At 75.5% G+C, this 20,416-nt stretch carries 15 protein-coding genes; 7 read left to right on the top strand and 8 right to left on the bottom strand.

All coding sequences use genetic code 11. From position 1 onward, the window contains the following. The first annotated feature begins 51 nt into the window (after window positions 1–51). Together IE258_RS26785 and IE258_RS26780 are read left to right on the top strand one after the other, a co-directional pair. Entirely contained in the window at window positions 52–1,998 is a 1,947-nt protein-coding gene (locus IE258_RS26785) for a DNA/RNA non-specific endonuclease (RefSeq protein ID WP_229892440.1), read from the top strand. 31 nt (window positions 1,999–2,029) lie between these two features. Continuing rightward, entirely contained in the window at window positions 2,030–3,067 is a 1,038-nt protein-coding gene (locus IE258_RS26780; protein WP_189747520.1) for a hypothetical protein, read from the top strand. 6 nt (window positions 3,068–3,073) lie between these two features. On the opposite strand, the gene lbuL is transcribed toward IE258_RS26780, so the two are convergent. After that, a complete protein-coding gene (gene lbuL, locus IE258_RS26775; protein ID WP_189747517.1) occupies window positions 3,074–4,711 on the bottom strand; it encodes a linear/branched/unsaturated fatty acid:CoA ligase LbuL in 1,638 nt (545 codons plus the stop codon). Next, the gene (gene ibuL / locus IE258_RS26770; RefSeq protein WP_189747516.1) at window positions 4,708–6,384 is read right to left on the bottom strand and encodes an isobutyrate:CoA ligase IbuL; all 1,677 of its coding nucleotides are present in this window, start codon (window positions 6,382–6,384) and stop codon (window positions 4,708–4,710) included. The genes lbuL and ibuL overlap by 4 nt, the downstream gene beginning before the upstream one ends. Before the next feature lie 124 nt (window positions 6,385–6,508). On the opposite strand from ibuL, the gene IE258_RS26765 reads away from it, so the two are divergent. Together IE258_RS26765 and IE258_RS26760 are read left to right on the top strand one after the other, a co-directional pair. Continuing rightward, window positions 6,509–7,339, top strand: coding sequence for a helix-turn-helix transcriptional regulator (locus tag IE258_RS26765; protein WP_189747513.1), 831 nt, complete (start codon window positions 6,509–6,511; stop codon window positions 7,337–7,339). A 218-nt stretch (window positions 7,340–7,557) separates the two neighbouring features. Further along, entirely contained in the window at window positions 7,558–10,389 is a 2,832-nt protein-coding gene (locus tag IE258_RS26760; protein ID WP_189747511.1) for an ATP-binding protein, read from the top strand. 367 nt (window positions 10,390–10,756) lie between these two features. Here IE258_RS26760 and IE258_RS26755 read toward each other — a convergent pair whose 3' ends face one another. From IE258_RS26755 to IE258_RS26735, 5 genes are all read right to left on the bottom strand, one after another. After that, a complete protein-coding gene (locus tag IE258_RS26755; RefSeq protein WP_189747510.1) occupies window positions 10,757–11,863 on the bottom strand; it encodes a winged helix DNA-binding domain-containing protein in 1,107 nt (368 codons plus the stop codon). Window positions 11,864–12,007: 144 nt separating this feature from the next. After that, window positions 12,008–12,589, bottom strand: coding sequence for a hypothetical protein (locus tag IE258_RS26750; RefSeq protein ID WP_189747508.1), 582 nt, complete (start codon window positions 12,587–12,589; stop codon window positions 12,008–12,010). Continuing rightward, the gene (locus tag IE258_RS26745) at window positions 12,586–13,644 is read right to left on the bottom strand and encodes a DUF6286 domain-containing Asp23/Gls24 family envelope stress response protein (protein ID WP_189747505.1); all 1,059 of its coding nucleotides are present in this window, start codon (window positions 13,642–13,644) and stop codon (window positions 12,586–12,588) included. Before IE258_RS26745 ends, IE258_RS26750 begins: the two co-directional genes overlap by 4 nt. Further along, window positions 13,641–13,826, bottom strand: a complete 186-nt coding sequence (locus IE258_RS26740) for a hypothetical protein (protein ID WP_159329287.1) — start codon at window positions 13,824–13,826, stop codon at window positions 13,641–13,643. The genes IE258_RS26745 and IE258_RS26740 overlap by 4 nt, the downstream gene beginning before the upstream one ends. Before the next feature lie 102 nt (window positions 13,827–13,928). Further along, window positions 13,929–14,435, bottom strand: coding sequence for an Asp23/Gls24 family envelope stress response protein (locus IE258_RS26735; RefSeq protein WP_127896899.1), 507 nt, complete (start codon window positions 14,433–14,435; stop codon window positions 13,929–13,931). A gap of 165 nt (window positions 14,436–14,600) precedes the next feature. Here IE258_RS26735 and IE258_RS26730 point away from each other — a divergent pair, with 165 nt between their 5' ends. The 3 genes from IE258_RS26730 to IE258_RS26720 are packed head-to-tail and all read left to right on the top strand — an operon-like array spanning window position 14,601 to window position 16,176. Further along, a complete protein-coding gene (locus IE258_RS26730) occupies window positions 14,601–15,143 on the top strand; it encodes an RNA polymerase sigma factor (protein ID WP_189747503.1) in 543 nt (180 codons plus the stop codon). After that, a complete protein-coding gene (locus IE258_RS26725) occupies window positions 15,134–15,841 on the top strand; it encodes an Asp23/Gls24 family envelope stress response protein (protein WP_189747502.1) in 708 nt (235 codons plus the stop codon). The genes IE258_RS26730 and IE258_RS26725 overlap by 10 nt, the downstream gene beginning before the upstream one ends. Beyond that, on the top strand, window positions 15,838–16,176 hold the full coding sequence (locus IE258_RS26720; RefSeq protein ID WP_189747500.1) for an Asp23/Gls24 family envelope stress response protein: 339 nt from the start codon (window positions 15,838–15,840) through the stop codon (window positions 16,174–16,176). Before IE258_RS26725 ends, IE258_RS26720 begins: the two co-directional genes overlap by 4 nt. A gap of 260 nt (window positions 16,177–16,436) precedes the next feature. On the opposite strand, the gene IE258_RS26715 is transcribed toward IE258_RS26720, so the two are convergent. Beyond that, a complete protein-coding gene (locus IE258_RS26715) occupies window positions 16,437–20,282 on the bottom strand; it encodes an nSTAND1 domain-containing NTPase (RefSeq protein WP_229892439.1) in 3,846 nt (1,281 codons plus the stop codon). Window positions 20,283–20,416 lie beyond the last annotated feature (134 nt).

The following is a 20,416-nucleotide window of genomic DNA, read 5'->3' as shown; positions in this document are numbered from 1 at the left end:
AGACCGTCGTCTCGCACATCACGAATATCTCGAATACCGCGCTCCCGGCGCGTGCTCGTCTCCCTGCTGGCCGTCCTGGCCCTGGGCGCCACCACCACGGCCATGGCCCCCGCACAGGACACACCGACGGCGCGGGAACACCTCGGGCGTCAGGCCGACCGGATCGACGTGGCCGACCTGACCGACGCTCCCGCGCCCACCCGGACCCGGCCCGCCCCGCTGTCCTCCGCGCAGGAGTGCGCGCCCACCCGCGCCGGGTCCCGCGAGCGCAGGGCGGGGGCCGTGGAGGCCTGCGTCACCATGAGCGCCGCGCCGGCGAAGCAGCCGGACCGGCAGTCCCGCACCGCGACGCGGTCGGTCGCGCAGACCGCCGCCGACGACGACAACTCGGCAAGCTGTGCCGTCACGGTCCCCGGGCAGTGGACCTACAGCCGCTTCGGCTACTGCGTGAGCGGCATCACCGTGCTGTACGTGCTCAAGGACGGCAACGGCAAGGAGATAGGCACCGGCACCCTGAACGTCGCGACCAGCGCCCTGCTGCCCGCCGACATCGCGAACCCGAAGTGGAACGAGTACGTCACGGTGACCATGACCGGCGCGACCGGGGCCGTCACGTCCCTGACCGCGAAGCTCAGGTCCGCGTGCTCGGCCGGCTGCAAGGCGAGCAAGACCGCTCCGTGGTACGGGGGTGAGCTGGTCAAGGGCGAGTCCGTCAACGGCTTCGTGACCTACACCTCCTCCCCGGCCGCCGGCGCCAAGCTGCGCTTCACCACGTCGTACCAGCTCTTCGTCACCTCTCCCGGCGCCCAGATCACCGACCCGAACGCCTCCTGGAGCAATCCGGAGGAGATCCGCTGCGACGACGACGTGCGGGACGCGTCCGGGACCACGCCCGCCCGCGGCTGCGTCGTGCCCTCCGTCATGCCCGTCGTCAAGCTGAGCGCCGCGTCCAGCTCGGGCTCCGCGGCGGCCGGTTACCTCTGGGCCCAGGAGAACCTGGCCGACGGCTGGGGGCGGTCCAAGCCGCTGACCCGGGCGAAGGACGGCATCGCCGACCGCACGAGCCGCACCTGCGGCAGCGGGGGTTCGCAGCCGTTCCAGGCCAGGACGGACCTCGTCGCCGACGACAGTTGCGGCGAGTTCCCCTTCGCGGCCACCCATGAGGGGGGAACCGACGGCGCCCGGTGCGCCGAGGTCGTCCCCAACTGGAGCAGCGGCGGCTGGGACGTCTACCCGATGAACGGCGACGACGGCGGCCGGCCCTGTGCCCGCGTGCACGCGTCGGCCGCCTCCGTCCAGGCGGCCGAGTCGCAGCTCTTCGAGGGCTTCGCGGGCCAGCGCGTGGTGGAGGCCGACGAGTTCAAGGTGGAGATCACCGGCTCGACCGCCGAGCCGCAGGCCGCCTGCCTGCGGAGCGCGCCGACCGGTGCACTGCCCTCCAGCGACGGCTGGATCAGGAACACCACGCAAGCGGTCCCGCACCGGAACAAGACGACCAGCCCGCCCGATCCGGCCGGCACCCGGGCGTCCACCGCCCAGGCGTGCATCAGCAAGAACGTCGTCGAGGGCTCGCCCGCCGAGGGTGACATCACCGGCTGGCAGGACGCCCAGGAGTTCGCCCGCACGCACTCGCCCGGGACCCAGCTCGCCCGGTGCCACCTGATCGCCAACATCCTCGGCGGCAAGGGCGGCCTGCGGGACGGCGGTCAGGACAACCTGGTCCCCTGCTGGCAGGTGGGCATGAACACCGGGACGCCCAGCATGCGGACCTACGAGTTCGCGGCGCAGACGGCGGTGGCGAACGCGGCGTTCGGCCCCAACGACGCCATCTACTACGAGGTCGTACCCGACTACGTGGACAGCACCAGCACCATTCCTCAGGGGGTGACGATGAGCGCTACAGTCGAGCGGGCGGACGGCACCTCGCAGCCGCTGTTCCCCGAGGTCCACATCACCAACACCCAGCGCAACACGGGGTTGCTCAACCTCGGCAACTGATCCCCTCCGACGCGCGCCTCCGGGAGCCGGAATGAGTCGTACCACCCCGCCGCGACCGTTCGACGTCACGGCGCTCTTCCCTCGACTGGCCCCGCTGGCGCGCACGGCGACCCGGCTGCATCCCCGCCCCGGGTCGCCGTCCCCGCACGAGAGTTCCGTCGGCGGGCCGCTCCTGTGGCCCGCCGGCGAACCGTGGCCGCACTGCCCCGATCCGCACCCGTGGGAACAGGTGGACGCGGCCTTCGACCTGGCGGAGGAACGTGCGGACCGGGGCATCCCGGCCGGTGCGCCGCACCAGGACCCCGAGGCCCACGAGGCCGGGGAACGGGCGCCCGAGGACCTGGCCGACGCCGGGCTCCCCGGGCCCGGCGGCCCGATCGCCATGCTGCCCGTGGCGCAGCTCCACGCGCGCGACGTTCCCCTGCTTCCCCTGCTGCGGCCGCCCGGCCGGGCGGGGGCCGATCTGCTCCAGGTGCTGTGGTGTCCCTTCGACCACCCGGCCACCGCCCACCCCAGGACAGCGCTGTTCTGGCGGTCCGCCGCCGAGGTCGCCGACGTCCTGGACGCACCCCCCGAGCCACCGGCGGTCGAGTACCCCGGCTACCTTCCCCAGCCGTGCCTGCTCGCGCCCGACGAGGTCGTCGAGTACCCCCACTTCATGGAACTGGACGAGGAACTGCGGCAGGAGCTGGCGGACTGGAGCAGGTGGCAGGCCGCCGCGCCGGACCCGTCCTACGCCGACGCCCCGCAGGACCTCTACGTCTCCACGCTGTCCGTCTCCCCCGGCTGGAAGGCCGGTGGCTGGTCCCGCTGGGGCCTCACCGATCCCGTGCCCCGGGCCTGCGCGGTGTGCGGCACCGCGATGGACCCGCTGCTGACCGTCGCCTCCACCGAGTGGAACAGCGGCACCAGGAGTTGGGTCCCGGCGGGCGAAGGGGCCCGCGCCCCGCTCCCCCCGGGCGTCCCCCCGGGGAACTACACCCGGATCGACCTGGCCCGCGGCTACGACCTGCAGCTCCACGTCTGCCCGGTGTCCGCGGACCACCCGCACCTCGAACTGATCCAGTGAGAGCCCTCAGCGGGCGTCCGGCGCCGGCGGGGCACCGTACCGCTCCCGCAGCTCCACCTTGCGCACCTTCCCCGAGACGGTCATCGGGAAGGAGTCGAGGAGCTGGAGGCGGCTGGGCACCTTGTAGTGGGCGAGCTGCCCCTCGCAGTACGCGCGCAGTTCCTCCAGGGTGAGCGGGTCGGCGGCCTCGCGCGGCACGACGCAGGCCAGCACCTCCTCGCCGTAGCGCTCGTGCGGTACGCCGACGACCTGGACGTCCGCGATCTTCGGGTGGGCGTACAGGAACTCCTCGACCTCGCGCGGGTAGATGTTCTCGCCACCCCGGATGATCATGTCCTTGATGCGGCCGACGATCTCCACGTATCCGTCCTCGCGCATCACGGCGAGGTCCCCGGTGTGCATCCAGCGGCCCGGGTCGATGGCCTCGGCGGTCTTCTCGGGCTCCTCCCAGTAGCCGAGCATCACGCTGTAGCCGCGGGTGCGCAGTTCGCCCGAGCCGCCGCGCGGCAGGGTCACGCCGGTGACCGGGTCGACGACCTTCACCTCGATGTGGGGCAGGACGCGGCCGACGGTGCCGGTGCGGTGTTCGAGGTCGTCGTCCATGCGGGTCTGCAGGGAGACCGGGGAGGTCTCGGTCATGCCGTAGCAGATGGAGACCTGCTCCATGTGCATCTCGGCGACCACCCGCTTCATCACCTCCACCGGGCAGGGCGAGCCCGCCATGATGCCGGTGCGCAGGGAGGTGAGGTCCCAGGAGGCGAAGTCGGGCAGGTTCAGCTCGGCGATGAACATGGTCGGGACGCCGTACAGGGACGTGCACCGCTCCCGCTGCACCGCCTCCAGCGTGGCCGCCGGTTCGAAGGACGGGGCGGGGATGACGATGCAGGCGCCGTGGGAGGTGGCGCCGAGATTCCCCATTACCATGCCGAAACAGTGATAAAAGGGCACGGGCAGACAGACCCGGTCCTGCTCCGTGTAGCCGACCGTGCGGCCCACCCAGTAACCGTTGTTGAGGATGTTGTGGTGGGAGAGGGTGGCTCCCTTGGGGAAGCCGGTGGTGCCGGAGGTGTACTGGATGTTGACCGGGTCGTCGCAGCTCAGCTCGGCGGCGAGCGCCTCGACCCGCTCCTGCGGCACCGAGGCGGCGCCCGCGGTGAGCGCGTCCCAGGACGGGTCGCCGATGTAGACGGTCTCGCGCAGCGCGGGGCACCGGCCGCGGACCTGGTCCACGATCGCCCGGTAGTCGCTGCTCTTGTGGGCGAGGGAGGCGACCAGCAGGGAGATGCCGGACTGCCGGAGCACGTACTCCAACTCGTGTGCCCGGTAAGCCGGATTGACGTTCACCATGATGACGCCGATGCGGGCGGTGGCGTACTGGACGAGGACCCACTCGGGGCAGTTGACCGCCCAGATGCCGACCCGGTCGCCCCTGGTGACGCCCTTGGCGAGCAGTCCCCGCGCCACCTCGTCCACGGCGGCGCCGAACTCGGCGTAGGTCCAGCGCCGCCCGGACGGCACGTCGACGAGGGCCTCGCGGTCCGGGTGTGCGGCGACGGCGCGGTGGAGGTTGTCGCCGATGGTGTCGCCGAGCAGCGGGGTGGTGCTGGTGCCGTGGGCGTAGGAGAGGTGCTGCTGTTCGGTCACCGGAAGTCCTCCTCGCGGTACTCGTCGGTGGAACCGGCCGCGGTGGCCTCGCGCAGTTCGATGCGGCGGATCTTGCCGGAGACGGTCTTGGGCAGCTCGCCGAACTCCAGGCGGCGCACCCGCTTGTACGGGGCGAGGGTCTGGCGGGAGTGCTCGAAGAGCACCTTCGCGGTGTCGGGGCCCGGCTCCCACCCGGCCGCCAGCACGATGTACGCCTTCGGCACCGCCAGCCGCAGCTCGTCCGGGGCCGGCACGACCGCGGCCTCGGCGACCGCCTCGTGCTCCAGCAGCGCGCTCTCCAGCTCGAACGGGCTGATCTTGTAGTCGGACGCCTTGAACACGTCGTCGGCCCGGCCCACATAGGTCAGGTAACCGTCCGCGTCGCGCGCACCGATGTCGCCGGTGCGGTAGTAGCCGCCGGCCATCGCCTCGGCCGTGCGGTCCGCATCCCCGTGGTAGCCGGTCATCAGGCCCACGGGGCGGTCGGACAGGTCCAGGGCGATCTCGCCCTCGGCGGCGCCGGGCGCGCCGGTCACCGGGTCCAGCAGCTCGACGCGGTAGCCGGGGCTGGGGCGGCCCATCGAACCGGTCTTCAGCACCTGGCCGGGGCTGTTGGAGACCTGCACGGCGGTCTCGGTCTGGCCGAAGCCGTCCCGGATCGTCCGCCCCCACAGGCGGCGGACCCGCTCGATCACCTCGGGGTTGAGCGGCTCTCCCGCGGCGACGACCTCGCGCGGCGGGTTGGCGAGCCGGGACAGGTCGGCCTGGATGAGCATTCGCCACACGGTCGGCGGAGCGCAGAACGTGGTCACCCGGGCCCGGTCCATCTCGGCCATCAGCCGGGACGCGTCGAACCGCGTGTAGTTGTACAGGAAGACCGTCGCCTCGGCGTTCCACGGCGCGAACAGGTTCGACCAGGCGTGCTTGGCCCAGCCCGGCGAGGAGATGTTCAGGTGCACGTCCCCGGGCTTCAGCCCGATCCAGTACATGGTCGCCAGGTGCCCCACCGGGTAGGACACGTGGGTGTGCTCGACCAGCTTCGGACGGGCGGTGGTGCCGGAGGTGAAGTACAGCATGATCGGATCGTCGGCGGCGGTCGGACCGTCCGGCGTGAAGACGTCGGAGGCCGTGTACACCTCCTCGTACGCCCGCCACCCGGCCGTCGGTGCGCCGCCGCCGACCGCGACGCGCGTGTAGTCGCCCGGCACGTCGTCGAACTTGCCGGTGTCCTCGGCGCGCGCGATGACGTGCTTCACCCGGCCGCGGTCGACCCGGTCGCGCAGGTCGGCAGGGCCGAGCAGGGTGGTCGCCGGGATGACGACCGCGCGCAGCTTCATCGCGGCCAGCGCGGTCTCCCACAGCTCGACCTGGTTGCCGAGCATCACGAGGATGCGGTCCTCGGGTCCCACACCCCACTCCCGCAGGCGGTTGGCGACCCGGTTGGAACGGGCGGACATCTCGGCGAAGGAGACCCGGACCTCACGGCCGTCCTCCTCCACGATGTGCAGCGCCGTGCGACCGTTCCCGTCGGCGATGACGTCGAACCAGTCCAGCGCCCAGTTGAAGGCGTCGGGGCGGGGCCACGTGAACCCCTCGTAGGCGGCGGTGTAGTCCTCGCGGTGTTCCAGCAGGAAGTCCCGTGCGCTGCGGAACTGCTCCGTGGCCGTCGTCATCTGTCCTCCTCGGTGCCGGACCTTGCCGGGCGGCTCCGTGCCATCGTCTAATCCGTGATGTGGGTCTCACTACCCCCGAACGGGGGTGTGCGTCCCGGAACGCTCAGGAGGGAAGGCGGAACGAGTGGCGGTGGACGCGGCGGACGCGGCGCAGATCCGCAGCGCGCTGGTGCGGCTGCGGCGCACCACCGGGCTGCCCGTCGCCTTCGGCGGCCTGGTGGAGTCCGGACGGCGCCAGGTGCGCATCAGTGAGCTGAGCGGCACGGCCACGACGGCCCTCAGCGCGCTGGCGGTGACGGCCGGCAACGGGCTCGGCGGCCGGGCGGTGGCGCTGTCGCGGCCGTGCGCCGTGACGGACTACACCGTCTCCCGGCAGATCAGCCACGAGTACGACCTGCCCGTCGCCGCCGAGGGCCTGCGCTCGGTGCTGGCCGTGCCGGTGGTCGTACGGCGCCGGGTGCGCGGTGTGCTGTACGGCGCCCTGCGTTCGGCCCAGCCGCTGGGCGACCGCACGCTGAGTGCGGCCGTGGCGGCGGCACGGGACGCGGAGCAGGCGCTGGTGCTGCGGGACGAGGCGGACGAGCTGCTGACGGCGGCCGCGTCCGCGCCCGGTCCGGCGGACGGCACGGCCTGGGAGCAGGTGCGGGAGGCGCACGCGGCGCTGCGGGCGCTGGCGCCGAGGATCACCGACCCGGCGCTGCGGGACGAGCTGCTGCGCGCGTGCGGCCTGCTGGTGGCGGGGGACGGCCCCGTCCCGGGGCCCCGGCTGGCGCCGCGCGAGGTGGACGTGCTGGCCTGCGTGGCTGGGGGCGCGAAGAACGGGGAGGCGGCCGAGCGGCTGGGGGTGGGCCCGGAGACGGTCAAGAGCTACCTGCGCTCGGCCATGCGCAAACTGGGCGCCCGTACCCGCACCGAGGCCGTCGCGTCCGCCCGCCGGACGGGGTGGCTGCCGTAGCCCACGGCGCGAACCCGGCACGGGCCGGGCCGGCGCGGGGATTTCCGGGTGGTGTTTGATTTCGGTGTCCGGCGTTGTTGGTGGTCCGGCGTTGTTGGTGGTCCGGCGTTGTTGGTGGTCCGGCGTTGTTATTGGGGTCACCTCGCCGTCTCTCCGTAATGCAATGCGCCGTTGCCTAATATTGGCCCGGACACGACACACGAAGGGGAGCGGTCACCGTGCCACGGGACTTCGCGGACGCTGCCGGACACCGCTCCGACCTGGTCATCGGGCGGGAGGAGGCGTTCGGCGCGGCGCGGGAGCAGCTCACCCGGGGCGGCAGTGTGTTGCTCCACGGGCCCGCCGGAATTGGAAAATCGACGGTCCTGCGCACCCTGGCCGCGGATTGCGCCCCCACGGCGCACACCGTGCTGCGCTGCTCGGCCACCGAGTCCGAATCCCACCTCCCCTTCCTCGCCCTCGCCGACCTCCTGGGGCAGGTCCTCGACGAGGTCTCCCCGACGCTGCCCGCCGCCCAGCGCACCGCACTGGAGTCCGCGCTGACCGGCCGCGGCGAGTCCACCCTCCAGCGCGACGGCCTCGCGCTGCGCCTGGCCGTGCTGTCCGCGCTGCGGGCCCTCGCCGTCGCGGGGCCCGTCCTCGTCGTCGCCGACGACCTCCAGTGGCTCGATCCGGCCAGCGCGGAACTCCTCGGCTTCGCCGCCCGCCGCCTGGGCGACACCCCGGTACGGCTGCTGTGCGCGGTGCGCACCGAGGGGCCCGAGACCGAGGACGCGGAGTACGACCGCCATCTGCGCGCCTCGCCGCCGGACACCCGCGCGGTGCGGCTGGGGCCGCTGACCCGCGCCCAGGTGTCGACACTGCTCGACGAACGCGGCTACTCGGGCCTGCACCGTTCCACCGTCCGGGACATCCACCGCACCAGCGGCGGCAATCCGCTGTTCGCCCTGGAGCTGGGCCGGGCGCTGGCCGAGAGCCCCGCGGCACCGCGCCCGGGCGAGCCGCTGCCGGTGCCGACCTCGCTGCGCGCCCTGGTCCTGTCCCGCCTGGAGATGCTGTCGGACGAGGCACGCCGCACGCTCCTGGTGGCCAGCGCCGGTGCCCGCCCCACCCCGGCGCTGCTGCACGCGGCCGGCCGGGGCAACGCCGAGGCGGAGACCGCGCAGGCGGCGGCGCTCGGGCTGCTGGCGCCCGACCCGGAGGGCCCGACCGTACGGTTCGCGCACCCGCTGATCTCGGCCGCGCTGTACGCCGAGGCACCCGCGCCGGAGCGGCGGGCCGCGCACGCGGCGCTGTCCACGGCCGCCTCCGACCCCATCGAGCGCGCCCGGCACCTGGCGCTGGCCACCACCGGCACCGACCCGCGGGTGGCGGCCCGGCTGGCGGAGGCGGCGGCGCTGGCCCGGGACCGCGGCGCGCCGTCGGTGGCCGCCTCGCTGGGGCTGCTCGCCGCCCGGCACACCCCGGCGGACAGCACCCCTGGCCCGGACGAGCGCCGGCTCGCGGCCGCCGAGGACGCGATCACCGCGGGCGAGCAGGACCTCGCCCGGGACGTGGCCCGCGAGGTGCTGACCCGGGCCACCGCGCCCGGCGAGCGGGTACGGGCCTGGATGGCGGTGATCGAGGCGGCCGGGCAGGCCATCGGCGAGGTCGACGCCGTCTTCCCGCAGGCGCTGGCCGACGCGGGCGACGACCCGCGGCTGCTCGCCCTGGTCCACTACCAGCTGGCCTGGCGGTCCCTGGTGGTGCAGGGCGACTTCGCCCAGGGCCGCGAGGAGGCCGCGCACGCGGCCCGGCTGGCGGCGCGCGCCGGGGACCGGCGCACCGAGTTGCTCGCGCTCGCCTTCCAGGCGCAGTCGGAGACGCTGATGGGCCACCCGGACGCCCCGGCGACCATCCAGCGGGCGCTCCAGGAGCCGCAGGACGCGCGCGTGGCCTGCCACCACAACGGGGCGGGCTCGTCCCGGTTCAGGTGGCTGGTGATGAGCGACCGGCTGGCCGAGGCACGGACGACGGTCACCGCGCTGCTGCGCGAGGTGCGCCGGCGCGGCATGGCCGAGAGCGAGGTTCACTACCTGCGTTTCCTCGCGGAGACCGAGCTGCACTCCGGGCACTGCGGCCGGGCCCTGGAGCTCTCCCGGGAGAGCCTGACCCTGGCACGCGACGCGGGCATCGGGGAGGGCGCGGGCGCCATGCAGGCCGCGCTCGCCGAGGCCGCGGGCGGCGAGCCCGACCGGGCCCTGGAGCTGGCGCGGGAGGCGGTACGGCGGGCGGAGGGGGACGGCGACGCCGTGTACCTGTCGCGGGCGCTGGCGGCGCTCGGGCACGCGCACCTGGCGGCGGGCGACGCCGCGGCGGCCGTACGGGTGCTGCGCCGGGTGCGGGAGCTGGAGGCCGGTGCGGGCATCACCGACCCGGCGCGCGGCCGGTGGCAGGGCGACCTCGCGGAGGCCCTGGTGCGCACCGGGGAGCCGGCCGAGGCCGTGGACGTCATCGAGGTCGCCCGGGCACACGCGCTGCGGCTCGGGCGCCAGAGCGTGCTCGCCGTCCTCGACCGGTCCGAGGCCCTGGTGCGGGCGGCGCGGGGCGAACACCGGACGGCCGTCGCACGGTTGACGTCGGCGCGGGAGCGTCTTGCCGGGCTGGGGTTCGGCCTGGAGGAGGCCCGGGCGGTCTTCGCGCTGGCCGAGCTGTACGCCGAACGGCCGGGCCGGGCCCCGGAGTCGGCGTCGTACGACGAGGCGGCGCGGCTGTTCCGGCGGTGCCGGGCGCTGCCCTGGCTGCGGCGGGTGGAGGCGGCCGTCGCGGCGCGGGCGGCCGGACCGCCGCCGGAGCCGGCCGCCGAGCCGGACCGTCTGGCCGGGCTCGCCGCGATGGAGCGTCAGGTGGCCGCGCTCGTGATGGAGGGCGCGACCAACCGGGAGATCGCCGCCCGGCTGTTCGTCAGCGTCAAGACCGTCGAGGCGACCCTGACCCGGGTCTACCGCAAACTGGGGATCCGCTCCCGGGTCGACATCGTCCGGCTGGCGGCCGGCCGGCGCCCCGACTGAGACGAGCCTTCCTGGCGACCGTCGGTTTACCGGCGGTAAACCGAGGGTTTTCCCTGCCCGACGCCCTTAGGGGGTTCCCTCATTGGGCGGTCCGGACCGCCGGTTCTAGCGTGAGCACGTGCCGCTCGCCCGGGCGAACGGGGGTCTGTCCCGAGACCCCCGTCCAACCCCCCACGCCCGTGCGACCCCCCACCGGCTACCCGTTGAGGAGACTCATGTCCGGGCTCAACCGCTCCAGACCGACCGCCACCGTTTGACACCCTGAGCATCCCTCAGGTTCAAGACCGGGGGGCGTTGCGGGCCTCCACGAGCGGCCCGCAGCGCCCCCTCTCCATGTGTCCGAGCGGCCCGCAGGGCCCTCTCCATGTCAGTCCCGTACGGTCCCGAAGCGGACGTCGTACGCGGTGCCGGCGTGCAGCGTCGCGAGCATCCGCTCGCCCTCGGCCACGATCTCCTCCCGCCGCGTCCTCGAGGGGCGGTCGAATGCCTCGACGACCAGGGCGTCGTCCTCCAGCTTCCACAGTCCGGCCACGAAGCCGTCGACGAGCAGAACGCGGTAGGACTGGTTCTTCTTCCAGGTGCGGCCCTTGTGCTCGGGCGGCACGACGCGGGTGCGATCGGCGTGGGAGAGGAGCAGGTTGTCGAACTCGGGCAGGAAACGCGGCGGGGCCGGGGTGTCCGGGTCGGGGCGCGGTGCGTCGGGGAGGTCGAAGAGTTCGGTGCCGCCGGGGTCCCGGAAGATGACGAGACGGGGGCGCAGCCGCTCGAAGGCGTCCCGGAGCCGGGTCAGGCCGGCCCAGGTCTGCATGTCCCGCACCGACGCGGGCCCGAACGCGGCCAGGTAGCGCAGCACGGTGTCGTCCGGTGCGGGCGCCGGCCGCGCGGGGCGGCCCAGCCAGCGCTCGGCGGTGGTGAGCGTGACCTGACCGCTGCGGCCCCACAGGCCGCGCGGCGTCACCTGGACGAGCGGCAGCCGGCAGCGGGCGGCGACGGACAGGGCCAGCGGGTCGGCGTCGGGCCACTCGGCGACGAGGGTCTCGCGCAACTGCCGCAGGGTCCGCGGCTCGTCCTCGACCAGTTCCCGGGTCAGGCGGGTCAGCCGGTCCAGGTCGACGCCCACCAGGCCCTTGCGGAAGGTCCTCAACTCCCGTTCCCGGGCGGCCTGGACCAGTGGCCGCAGGGTGAGGCAGTCGTCGGCGGTGTGGGTGTGGATGGTCGAGCGCAGGGTGACGAGCCGGGCGACGCGGCGGTCGGCCATCGGTGCGGACAGGTCCTCGGGCGTGAAGCCGTCGAGGCGGGCGGCGAGCGCGTAGTACGGGGGCTTCACATTCTGGGCCTGGAGCCCGACGAGATGTGCGACGGCGGCCTCGGCGGGCATCGCCGCGCGACGCAGCAGCAACTGGCGGGCGAGGGTGGCGCGGTTGAGGGCCCGGATGCCGAGGACGGGGGCGGTCGTTCCTGCCTTGGTCGTCATGCCGTGCACGCTAGCGGGGAAGGAGGACGGATCCTGTCCTCCTTCCCGATCTCCGATCGCCGGCCCCGGCCCCCCGCCCCTGGGTCCCCGATCCCCTGGGAGGGCGGCGGGCGGTAGGAGCCGTCGTGCCCCGGGGTGCGCCGGTCATCGGGCCCGCCGCTCCCGCGTGGACCGTACGCCCATGCGGACGCGGGTGCTCAGCGGGTGCGGCGCGAGGGAGGCGCGGGCCTCGTCGAGCGGGCCGCGGGTGAGCCTTTCCAGGACCGGTCCGGGCGCGGCGCCGGGTTCCAGCAGCACCCGTACCCGGGCCCGGGAGCGCCTCTTCCCGGCGGGCAGGTGCACCTGGGCCCGGTCGACGCCCTCGGTCGCCTCCGCGCGCCGGGCGACGGCGTCGGCCAGCGCCCCAGAACGCAGGGTGAGGGACGGCCCGGCCAGCGGCAGCCGGCGTCCGCCGCCGCGGAACCGGGCGAGCAGCCAGGCGAGGCACAGCAGCAGAGCGCAGGCCGTGCCCGCGACGACGACCGGCGTCCACCAGCCGTGCGTGCGCAGGTCGGCGAGGCTGCCGCGGTCCAGCAGCACCGTCCCCGCGTCCGGGGCGGGCCACCACCCGGGCAGTCGCCCGGCGAGCGCGTCCGAGGTGAGCGCCAGCCACCCGCCACCGGCCAGCAGGGCCGCCCCGGTCAGCGCGAGCACAGTGCGGTTGACCGCGTTGCGCAACGGGTTCACGAGTCGCTCTCCTCTGCCACGGGCCCCTCGGCGGGGCGGACACCGGCGTCCTGTCCGTCCGCCCCGGACGGCGGAGGCGTGGGGACGGGTGGTCGTCCGGTCGTGGGCGCGGTACCGGGTGGGCGCCAGTGCGGGGTCGGGCGGAGGGTGACGCGTGGCTTGAGGTGCCGGGCCAGGCCCAGGGTGGTGAGGGTGGCCCCGGCCGTGGTGCGCAGCGCGACCCGGGTCGCGGGGCGGTCGCCGAAGGACAGGCGGGCCCGCAGGCGTACCCGGCGCCGGCCGCAGCGCACCCGGACGTGGGTCACGCCGGGCACGGCCGACGCGGCGTCCCGCACCAGTTCCGCCGCGGCGGCGCGGTCCAGTACGGCCCGTTGATCGGGCCGCCCCGGCACCGGTGACAAGGGGAGCACGCCGCGCAGGCCCGGGGTGAGCGCGAGGCAGAGGAGCCAGGCGCCCAGGGCGGCGGCGACGGCGCCGCCCGCGACGACGGCCGGGTCACCGGGGCCGTGCGTCGCCAGCCAGTCGACCGCCCCGGTGCGCGCGCCCGCCGGACGCCGGTCGGCGAGGTGCACCGACAGGACGTCGTACAGGAGGGCCGCGCAGGCCGCCACCGCGACCAGGGCCACAAGGGCGGCCGGGATCCGGCGTGGCGACCAGGGGCGCCGGGCCGCCCGGCCGCCGGACGGGGTGTCCTCGTGGGCCGGGGGCTGCTGCGGCGCCGCCCGGTCCGGGGACAGGGACTGCACGCGGACGGTCGCCGCCCGCACCGTGAGACCGCTCAGCTCGGCCACCCGGTCCGACAACCGGCTCCGGACCCGCTGCCCGGCCTCTGTGAGCACCGCCGGGTACGGCAGCCGGACGTCGACCGAGACGTCGGTGCGGCGCCCGTGCACCGTGGCCGTGCCGTGGGTCACCCGGGCGCGCCGCCCGGCGAGGTCGGTCTCGGCGGCGGCCCGTTCCGCGATCCGGCGCACGGCACGTTCGGCGACGACGGTCCGGCCCCGCTCGGCCGGTGCCGTACGGGCGGGCCCCCCGACGGCCGGCGTGCCCGTCATCGGTTCCTCCGGTCGCCGGGGGCCAGGAACTCACGCCAGTCGGTGCCGTTGTCCACCAGGCGCCCCAGCACCGCGCCGACCGCGCCCAGCGCGGCCACCAGCAGGAACGCGCCGAAGCCGCCGAACCACCCGGCGAAGGCCAGCGCCATGCCCACCAGCATGCCGATCACCGCTCTGCTCATCATTCACCTCCGCCTCGGAACCTGCTCCGGGACCCGTCCGTCACTCCCCACGCGCCGTCTCGCCACGCGCCGTCTCGCCACGCCCCGTCATTCGACGCGCCGTCATTCGACGCGCGCCTCCGCCGGGCGCTCCGGGTCCTCGTCGTCCGGCAGGTGCACGTCGTTGACCGTGATGTTGACCTCGACGACCTCCAGGCCGGAGATCCGCTCGACCGCGTCGACGACGTTCTCCCGTACGTCCCTGGCGAGGTCGGCGATGGGCACGCCGTACTCGACGACGAGGTCCAAATCGATCGCGGTCTGCCGCTCGCCGACCTCGACCTTGACCCCGCGGCCGACGTTCGGCCGGCCGCCGGGCACCCGGTCGCGGACCGCGCCGATGGTGCGGGACAGGCCGCCGCCCATGTCGTACACGCCGGGGATCTCGCGCGCCGCCATGCCCGCGATCTTGACGACCACGACGTCGGCGATGGAGGTGCGGCCCCGGGTCGCGGCCGGTTCGGCGGGACCGGTGGAGCCGCCGCTCACGGTCGTCGCACCGCCCTGCGCGGTCCGCCCGTTCTTCTCGGACTTGCTCTCGGTCGTACCCGTCTGTGCTGCCGTCGTCATGGTGTCCTCCGTCAACCGTGGTCGTTCGGTGCTTCTGGGCGTTGGACACGGGCGGCCGTCCGGCGTTACGCGGTTGTCGGGAATTTCTTTTTCGGTGTTCCCGCGTAACGCCGGGGGCAGTCGGTGTGTCCAAGGACGGGAACGGTGGAGTGGGAAGGAGCGCGTGTGCCGGGGGACGACGGACTGCTCGCGGTGCGGGCCGCCGAGGGCGACGAGGACGCCTTCGAGGCGCTCGTGCGGCGGCACGCGCCCGGGCTGCTGCGGCTCGCGGCGAGCATGCTGGGCAGCCCCGGGGAGGCGGAGGACGCGGTGCAGGACGCGTTCGTCAGCGCGTGGCGCAGGCTCCCCGAGTTCCGGGGGCAGTCGGCCTTCGCCACCTGGATGCACCGCATCGTCGTCAACCGGTGCCTGAACATGCTGCGTTCCCGGCGCCCGGTGGCCGATCTCGACAGCGTGCCCGAACCGGCGGCGCCGGACCACGCCGTCTCCCCCGCCCGGGCCGCCGAGTCGCACGCCGCCGCGGTGGCGCTGGGCCGGTCGCTGTCCGAGCTCTCCCCGGAGCAGCGGGTCTGCTGGGTGCTCAGAGAGCTGGAGGGCCAGTCGTACGAGACGATCGCGGAGACGGTCGGGATCAGCCCCGAGGCTGCCCGCGGCCGGGTGTTCCGCGCACGACGCTGCCTGACGGAGGCGATGACCGCATGGCGATGAACAGCGGCGCGGAGCTGCCCGGGGCCGGTACCGGGCCCGGATCCGGCGGCGCGGACGAGCACGCCGAGGACGAACGGCTGGCCTGCGGGCGGCTGCTGTCCGAGGTGTGGGAGGCCGGGGAGGGCGGCGCGGACGATCCGCATCTGCGGGCCTGCCCGCACTGCTCGGCGGCCGTGCGGCAGCTGGACCTGCTCGGCGCGGCGGTGCGCGGGGCGGCCGACGGCGGCGGCCGGGAGCCGCAGTTGGACGCGGGGGCGCTGACCGAACGGGTCATGGACGTCGTACGGCTGGAGCTGCGGCCCGGCCGGCCGCTGCCGCTCGGGGAGCGGGAGGAGGATCTGTGGGTGCGGGAGGCGATGGCCGCCAAGGCGTTGCGGGCCGCCGCCGAGACCGTGCCCGGGGTGCGGGCCGGCTCGTGCCGGATCCGGCCCGCCGAGTCGGGCGGCTCGCCCTCGCGGGGGCCCGTCCGGGTGCGGCTGGAGGTCGTCGTCCCCCTCACGCCGGGGCTGCGCGACCTCGCGGAGGAGGTACGGCGGCGGGTGCGCGGGGCGGCGGACGACGCCCTGGGGCTGCCGGTGGACCATGTGGACGTGCACATCACCGACGTGGCGGAACCGGCCGGGGCGGACCCGGCGTGGACGGATCCGGCGGGGACGGACCCGGGCACGGTCGGTGCGGACGAAGGGAACCAGCCGTGACCGCTGCCGCCACCGAGCGGGACGCACTCGCCGGCACCGTCGCGCGGGTCGCCGCCGACGTGCCCGGCGTCGCCTTCCTGCGGCCGGGCCTAGTGGACCTGTTCCGCCCCGCCGCCCGGACCGGACCGCCGCGGGACGCCGGGCGCGCGCCCGCGGGCGTGCGGGTGAGCCGGGCCTCGGGGGCGGTGCCGTGGGAGGTGGACGTCCAGATCGTCGTCCGCCGCGACCAACGGGCCCTGTCCGTCGCCCGCGCGGTGCGCGACGCGGTGACCGCCGCGCTGTCCGGGGCGGCGCCCGGCGCCCAGGTGACGGTGACCGTGACCAACGCGGTGTGAGGCCGGCCCGGTCCGCACCGCGCGCCGGTCACACGCCCGGAGGCCCGGCTCGGTCCGGGCACCGCGTGCCCGGGGCCTGCCGGGCCGCCGTCCGCCCGGCGGGCGGCACGGTAACCGCCGTGCCGTCGCCGCCGACGGCACCCCGCGCCCGGGTGCCGGTGCCGGGATCGACCCGCGGGCGTGTGCGGGGACGTCGGCGGCGCACACCGGGCCCCGGTGCCGGTGTCGGGCCGACCGGTGGCGGTGACGGCCTCGCCCGGTCAGCAGGTGGGGCGGTAGGGCAGGCCGGGCAGGAGTTCCGTCCAGCTGGTGGGGGTGAGGTCGCCGCCGGTGCGGTCGCAGACCCGGCTCAGTGCCCGGTCCGTGTCCAGTGTCCAGATCCTGGCCGTCAGGTCGTTGCCCGCCGAGGCCAGGGTGTCGCCGCCGGGTGCGAAGGCGACCGACGTGACGGTGTCCAGGTGGCCGGTGAGCGGGTCGCCGAAGGCATCGGCGTGGGCGGGGTCGGACACGTCCCACAGGCGGACCGCGTGGTCCTCGCCGCCGCTGGCGAGGGTGCGGCCGTCCGGGGCGAAGGAGACCGAGGTGACGCCGCCGCGGTGACCGGTCAGCTCGGCGCCCAGGGGGCGGGCCCGGCCGGGGTCGGTGACGTCCCAGAGCCGTACCGTGCGGTCCCGGCCGCCGGTGGCGAGGACGTGCCCCTTCGGGGCGAAGGCGACCGCGTTGACCCAGTCGCCGTGGGCGGTCAGGGGTTCGCCGACGGGCCGGGGCCGGTCGCGGTCGCGCACGTCCCACAGCCGGGCCGTCTTGTCCTGGCTGCCGGTGGCGAGGGTGTGCCCGTCCGGGGCGAACGCCACGGAGCCGACCCAGTCGGTGTGGCCGGTCAGGGGCGTGCCCACGGGGCGTACGTCGTCGGGGTCGCGCACGTCCCACAGGCGGACCCGTTCGTCGACGCCGCCGGTGGCGAGGGTGCGGCCGTCGGGCGCGAAGGCCACGGTGAGGACGCCGCCGGCGTGGGCGTCCGGGACGGTGGCGGCGGAGCGGGGCCTGGCCGGGTCGGAGACGTCCCACAGCCTCAGGGTGCCGTCCTCGGCGCCGGACGCGACGGTGCGGCCGTCCGGCGCGAAGGCCGCGGTCAGCACGGGGGCCTCGTGGCCGGCGAGGGGGCGCGGCAGCGGGCGCGGGGGCCCCTGTCGGCCGACGTCCCAGAGCCGGACCAGCGCGTCGTCGGTGCTGGCGGCGGCGAACAGCGTGCCCGTGGGGTCGTAGGCCACGGCGGTGAGTGGGTTGGTGAAGTCGGTCAGGACGCTGTCCGGCAGGTGCCACACGCGGACGCTGTGGTCGGCGCCGGTGGTGGCGAGGGTGCGGCCGTCCGGGCCGTAGGCCAGGTCCCACAGACCTTCGGTGTGCCCGGTCAGCGGCTCGCCGATCCGGTGCGGGTAGGCGGGGTTGGCCACGTTCCACAGGATGACGGTGTCGTCCTGCGCGGCACTGGCCAGGGTGTGTCCGTCCGGGCTGAACTCCACCGACCACACGGCGGCGGTGTGCGCGGTGAGCGGTTCGCCCAGCGGGCGCAGGACGCCGCCCGCGGCGGACCCGCCCGAGCCGGTGCCTTCCGAGCCGGTGCCGTCGGTACCGGTGCCGTCGGTGTCCGGCACCTCCCACAGGCGCACCGTGTCGTCGTAACCGGCGGTGGCGAGGGTGTCGCCGTCCGGGGAGAACGCCACCGACCAGACCGCCGCGTCGTGCGCGTGCGTGGGCTCGCCGAGCGGGGCCGGTCCGTCGGCGCCGTCCGCGCGCCACAGCCGTACGGTCCCGGTGTGACCGGCGGTGGCCAGGGTGCGGCCGTCCGGTGCGAAGGCGACGTCCCGGACGCTGCGCGCGTCGGCGTGGGCCGGTGCGCCGATCGGTGTGGGCCGGGCCGGGTCGCTCAGGTCCCACAGGCGCAGGGTGCCGTCGTCGCCGACGGTGGCGAGGCCGCGGCCGTCGGGGGCGAAGGCGACGGAGGTGACGGACTTGCCCGCGTGGCTGACCAGGGGCCGGCCCAGGGGCCGGGGCCGGGCGCGGTCCCGGGTGTCCCAGAACCGGATGCCGCCGCCGTGCCCGGCCGCGACCAGCACGGCGCCGTCCGGGGCGTACGCCACCGCGCCCACCGGCTCGCCGACGATCCGCAGCGGCTCCCCGAGCTGTCCGCCGGACCCGGCCGTGTCCCACAGCCGTACGGCGCCGTCGTGGCCGCCGCTGGCGAGGGTGCGGCCGTCCGGGGCGAAGGCCACGGCGCTGCCGATGTCGTCGTGTCCGGGCAGCCGGGCGGACAGCACCCGGCCCGCATCCGTGGTGAGCGCGGTGCGCAGTTCGGGGGTGGTGCGCATGCCGAGCGCGGCGACGTCCAGCCGGGCGGAGAGGGCGGCGTTGGTCTCGCGCAGCCGGTCGGCCTCGGCGGTGATCCGGCCGAAGACGGCGTCGTCCCGCTCGGCCTGGGCGGTGGCGCGTGCCCTGAGCGCGACGACGGCGGTGCCCGAGGCGACCAGCACCAGCAGGGCGAGGACGGCCGACAGGCCCCGTCTGAGCCAGACCGCGCGCCGCCGCCGGTGGAGCGAGGCGGTCAGGAACTCGCGCTCCACCGGCGTCAGTTCACCCGGCGCCGGTTCCCCGTCCCGGTGGTCCCGGGCGAATGCCTCGCGGGCGGCGGCCAGCCGTGATCCCGCGTACAGCGCCGCGTTCTCCCGGCCGAGGGTGAGCCAGGTGCGGGCGGCCTCGGAGAGGGCGCGGTGCACGCGGAGCCGGTCGCGTTCGGCGTCGATCCAGCCGCGCAGCCGCGGCCACGCGGTGATGAGGGCCTCGTGGGCGAGTTCCACGGTGCCGTCGTCGAAGGTGAGCAGCCGGGCCGCGACCAGCCGGTCCAGCACGGCGCGGGTGCCGTCGGGGTCGCCCAGGTCGAGTTCCGCGTGCTCGGCGGGGCGCCGGGTGTCGGGGGTGCCGTCGCCCGGGGCGACGAGCCGCAGCAGGATGCGGCGCGCGAGGTCGGCATGGGGCGCGGTGAGTTCGCCGTACACCTCCTCGGCGGTGCGGACGACGGCGCCGCGCAGTCCTCCGGCCGCCTCGTACCCGGTCACGGTCAGGGTGCGGCCGGTGCGGTGCCGCCAGGTCTCCAGCAGCGCGTGCGACATCAGCGGCAGTCCGCCCGGCGCGTCCTCGACCTCGTCGAGCAGCCGGGTGGTCAGCGCGCGTTCGACGACCAGGGAGGACGCGGCGGCCGGCCGGACGACGGCCTCCCGCAGCTCCTCCCGGCTCATCGGTCCGGCCAGCAGGGTCGCGTCCTGCAACGCGGCGGTGAGGCCGGGGTGTTCGGCGCAGCGGCCGAGGAAGTCGGCGCGCACGGCGACCACCACCCGCAGTCGGCTGCCGGGGTCGGTGGCGGTCAGGAGCCGGTCGACGAAGGCGTTCCGCTCGGCCGGGTCGGCGCAGAGGGTGTACAGCTCCTCGAACTGGTCGACGATCAGCCAGGTGTCGGCGTCCGTGTCCGGTACCGGGTCGAGCCGGTCCGCGTGGGTGGTCACCGGCGCCGCGCCGGGGGTGAGGATGCGTACGGCCGCGGGAGCGGCCGGCGCGTCGGCGCCCGTTCGGGGCGTGCGGAGGCGGGGGATCAGGCCGGCCCGCAGCAGGGAGGACTTGCCGCTGCCCGAGGGTCCGAAGACGGCGGTGAAGCGGTGCTCGCGGGTCAGTCCGTCCAGCCGGTCCACCAGTCGGTCGCGGCCGAAGAACAGGGCGGCGTCGCCCGGTTCGTAGCGGGTCAGGCCCCGGTAGGGCGGGCGGGCCTCCTCGTCGGCGCCGGCGAGTGCGGCGGCCTCCGCGCTCGCCGCCCGCCAGCGCCGCTCCCACTCCGCCGCCTCGCCGCCGCAGACGTCGACGTAGGCGAGGGTCACCGCGAGGGTGGGCAGTTGACGTCCGGCGGCCGCCTGCGACAGGGCGGTCACCGAGAACGGGACCTTGTCGGCCATCGTCCGGTAGGTCGGCCGGCCCACCGAGTCGCGCAGGGCGCGCAGTTCGGCGGCGAACCGCTCCACCGGTCCGGCCGCGGGGTCCAGCCGTCGCTCCCGGCGTCCCACTCCGTTTCCGCCCACGTGTGCCCCGCCCCGCCGTCGTCGCTCTCGGTCCCCGTCCGGGCGCCCACGGTAGGGAGGCGCGGGAGCGGGCGGCAAGCGCCGGGCAGCTCATCGGGGGGTGGCGCACGGGGAGTTCA

Source organism: Streptomyces tendae, assembly GCF_014650435.1.
GTDB classification, from domain to species: domain Bacteria; phylum Actinomycetota; class Actinomycetes; order Streptomycetales; family Streptomycetaceae; genus Streptomyces; species Streptomyces tendae.
This window is presented reverse-complemented; position numbering and strand designations above follow the sequence as displayed.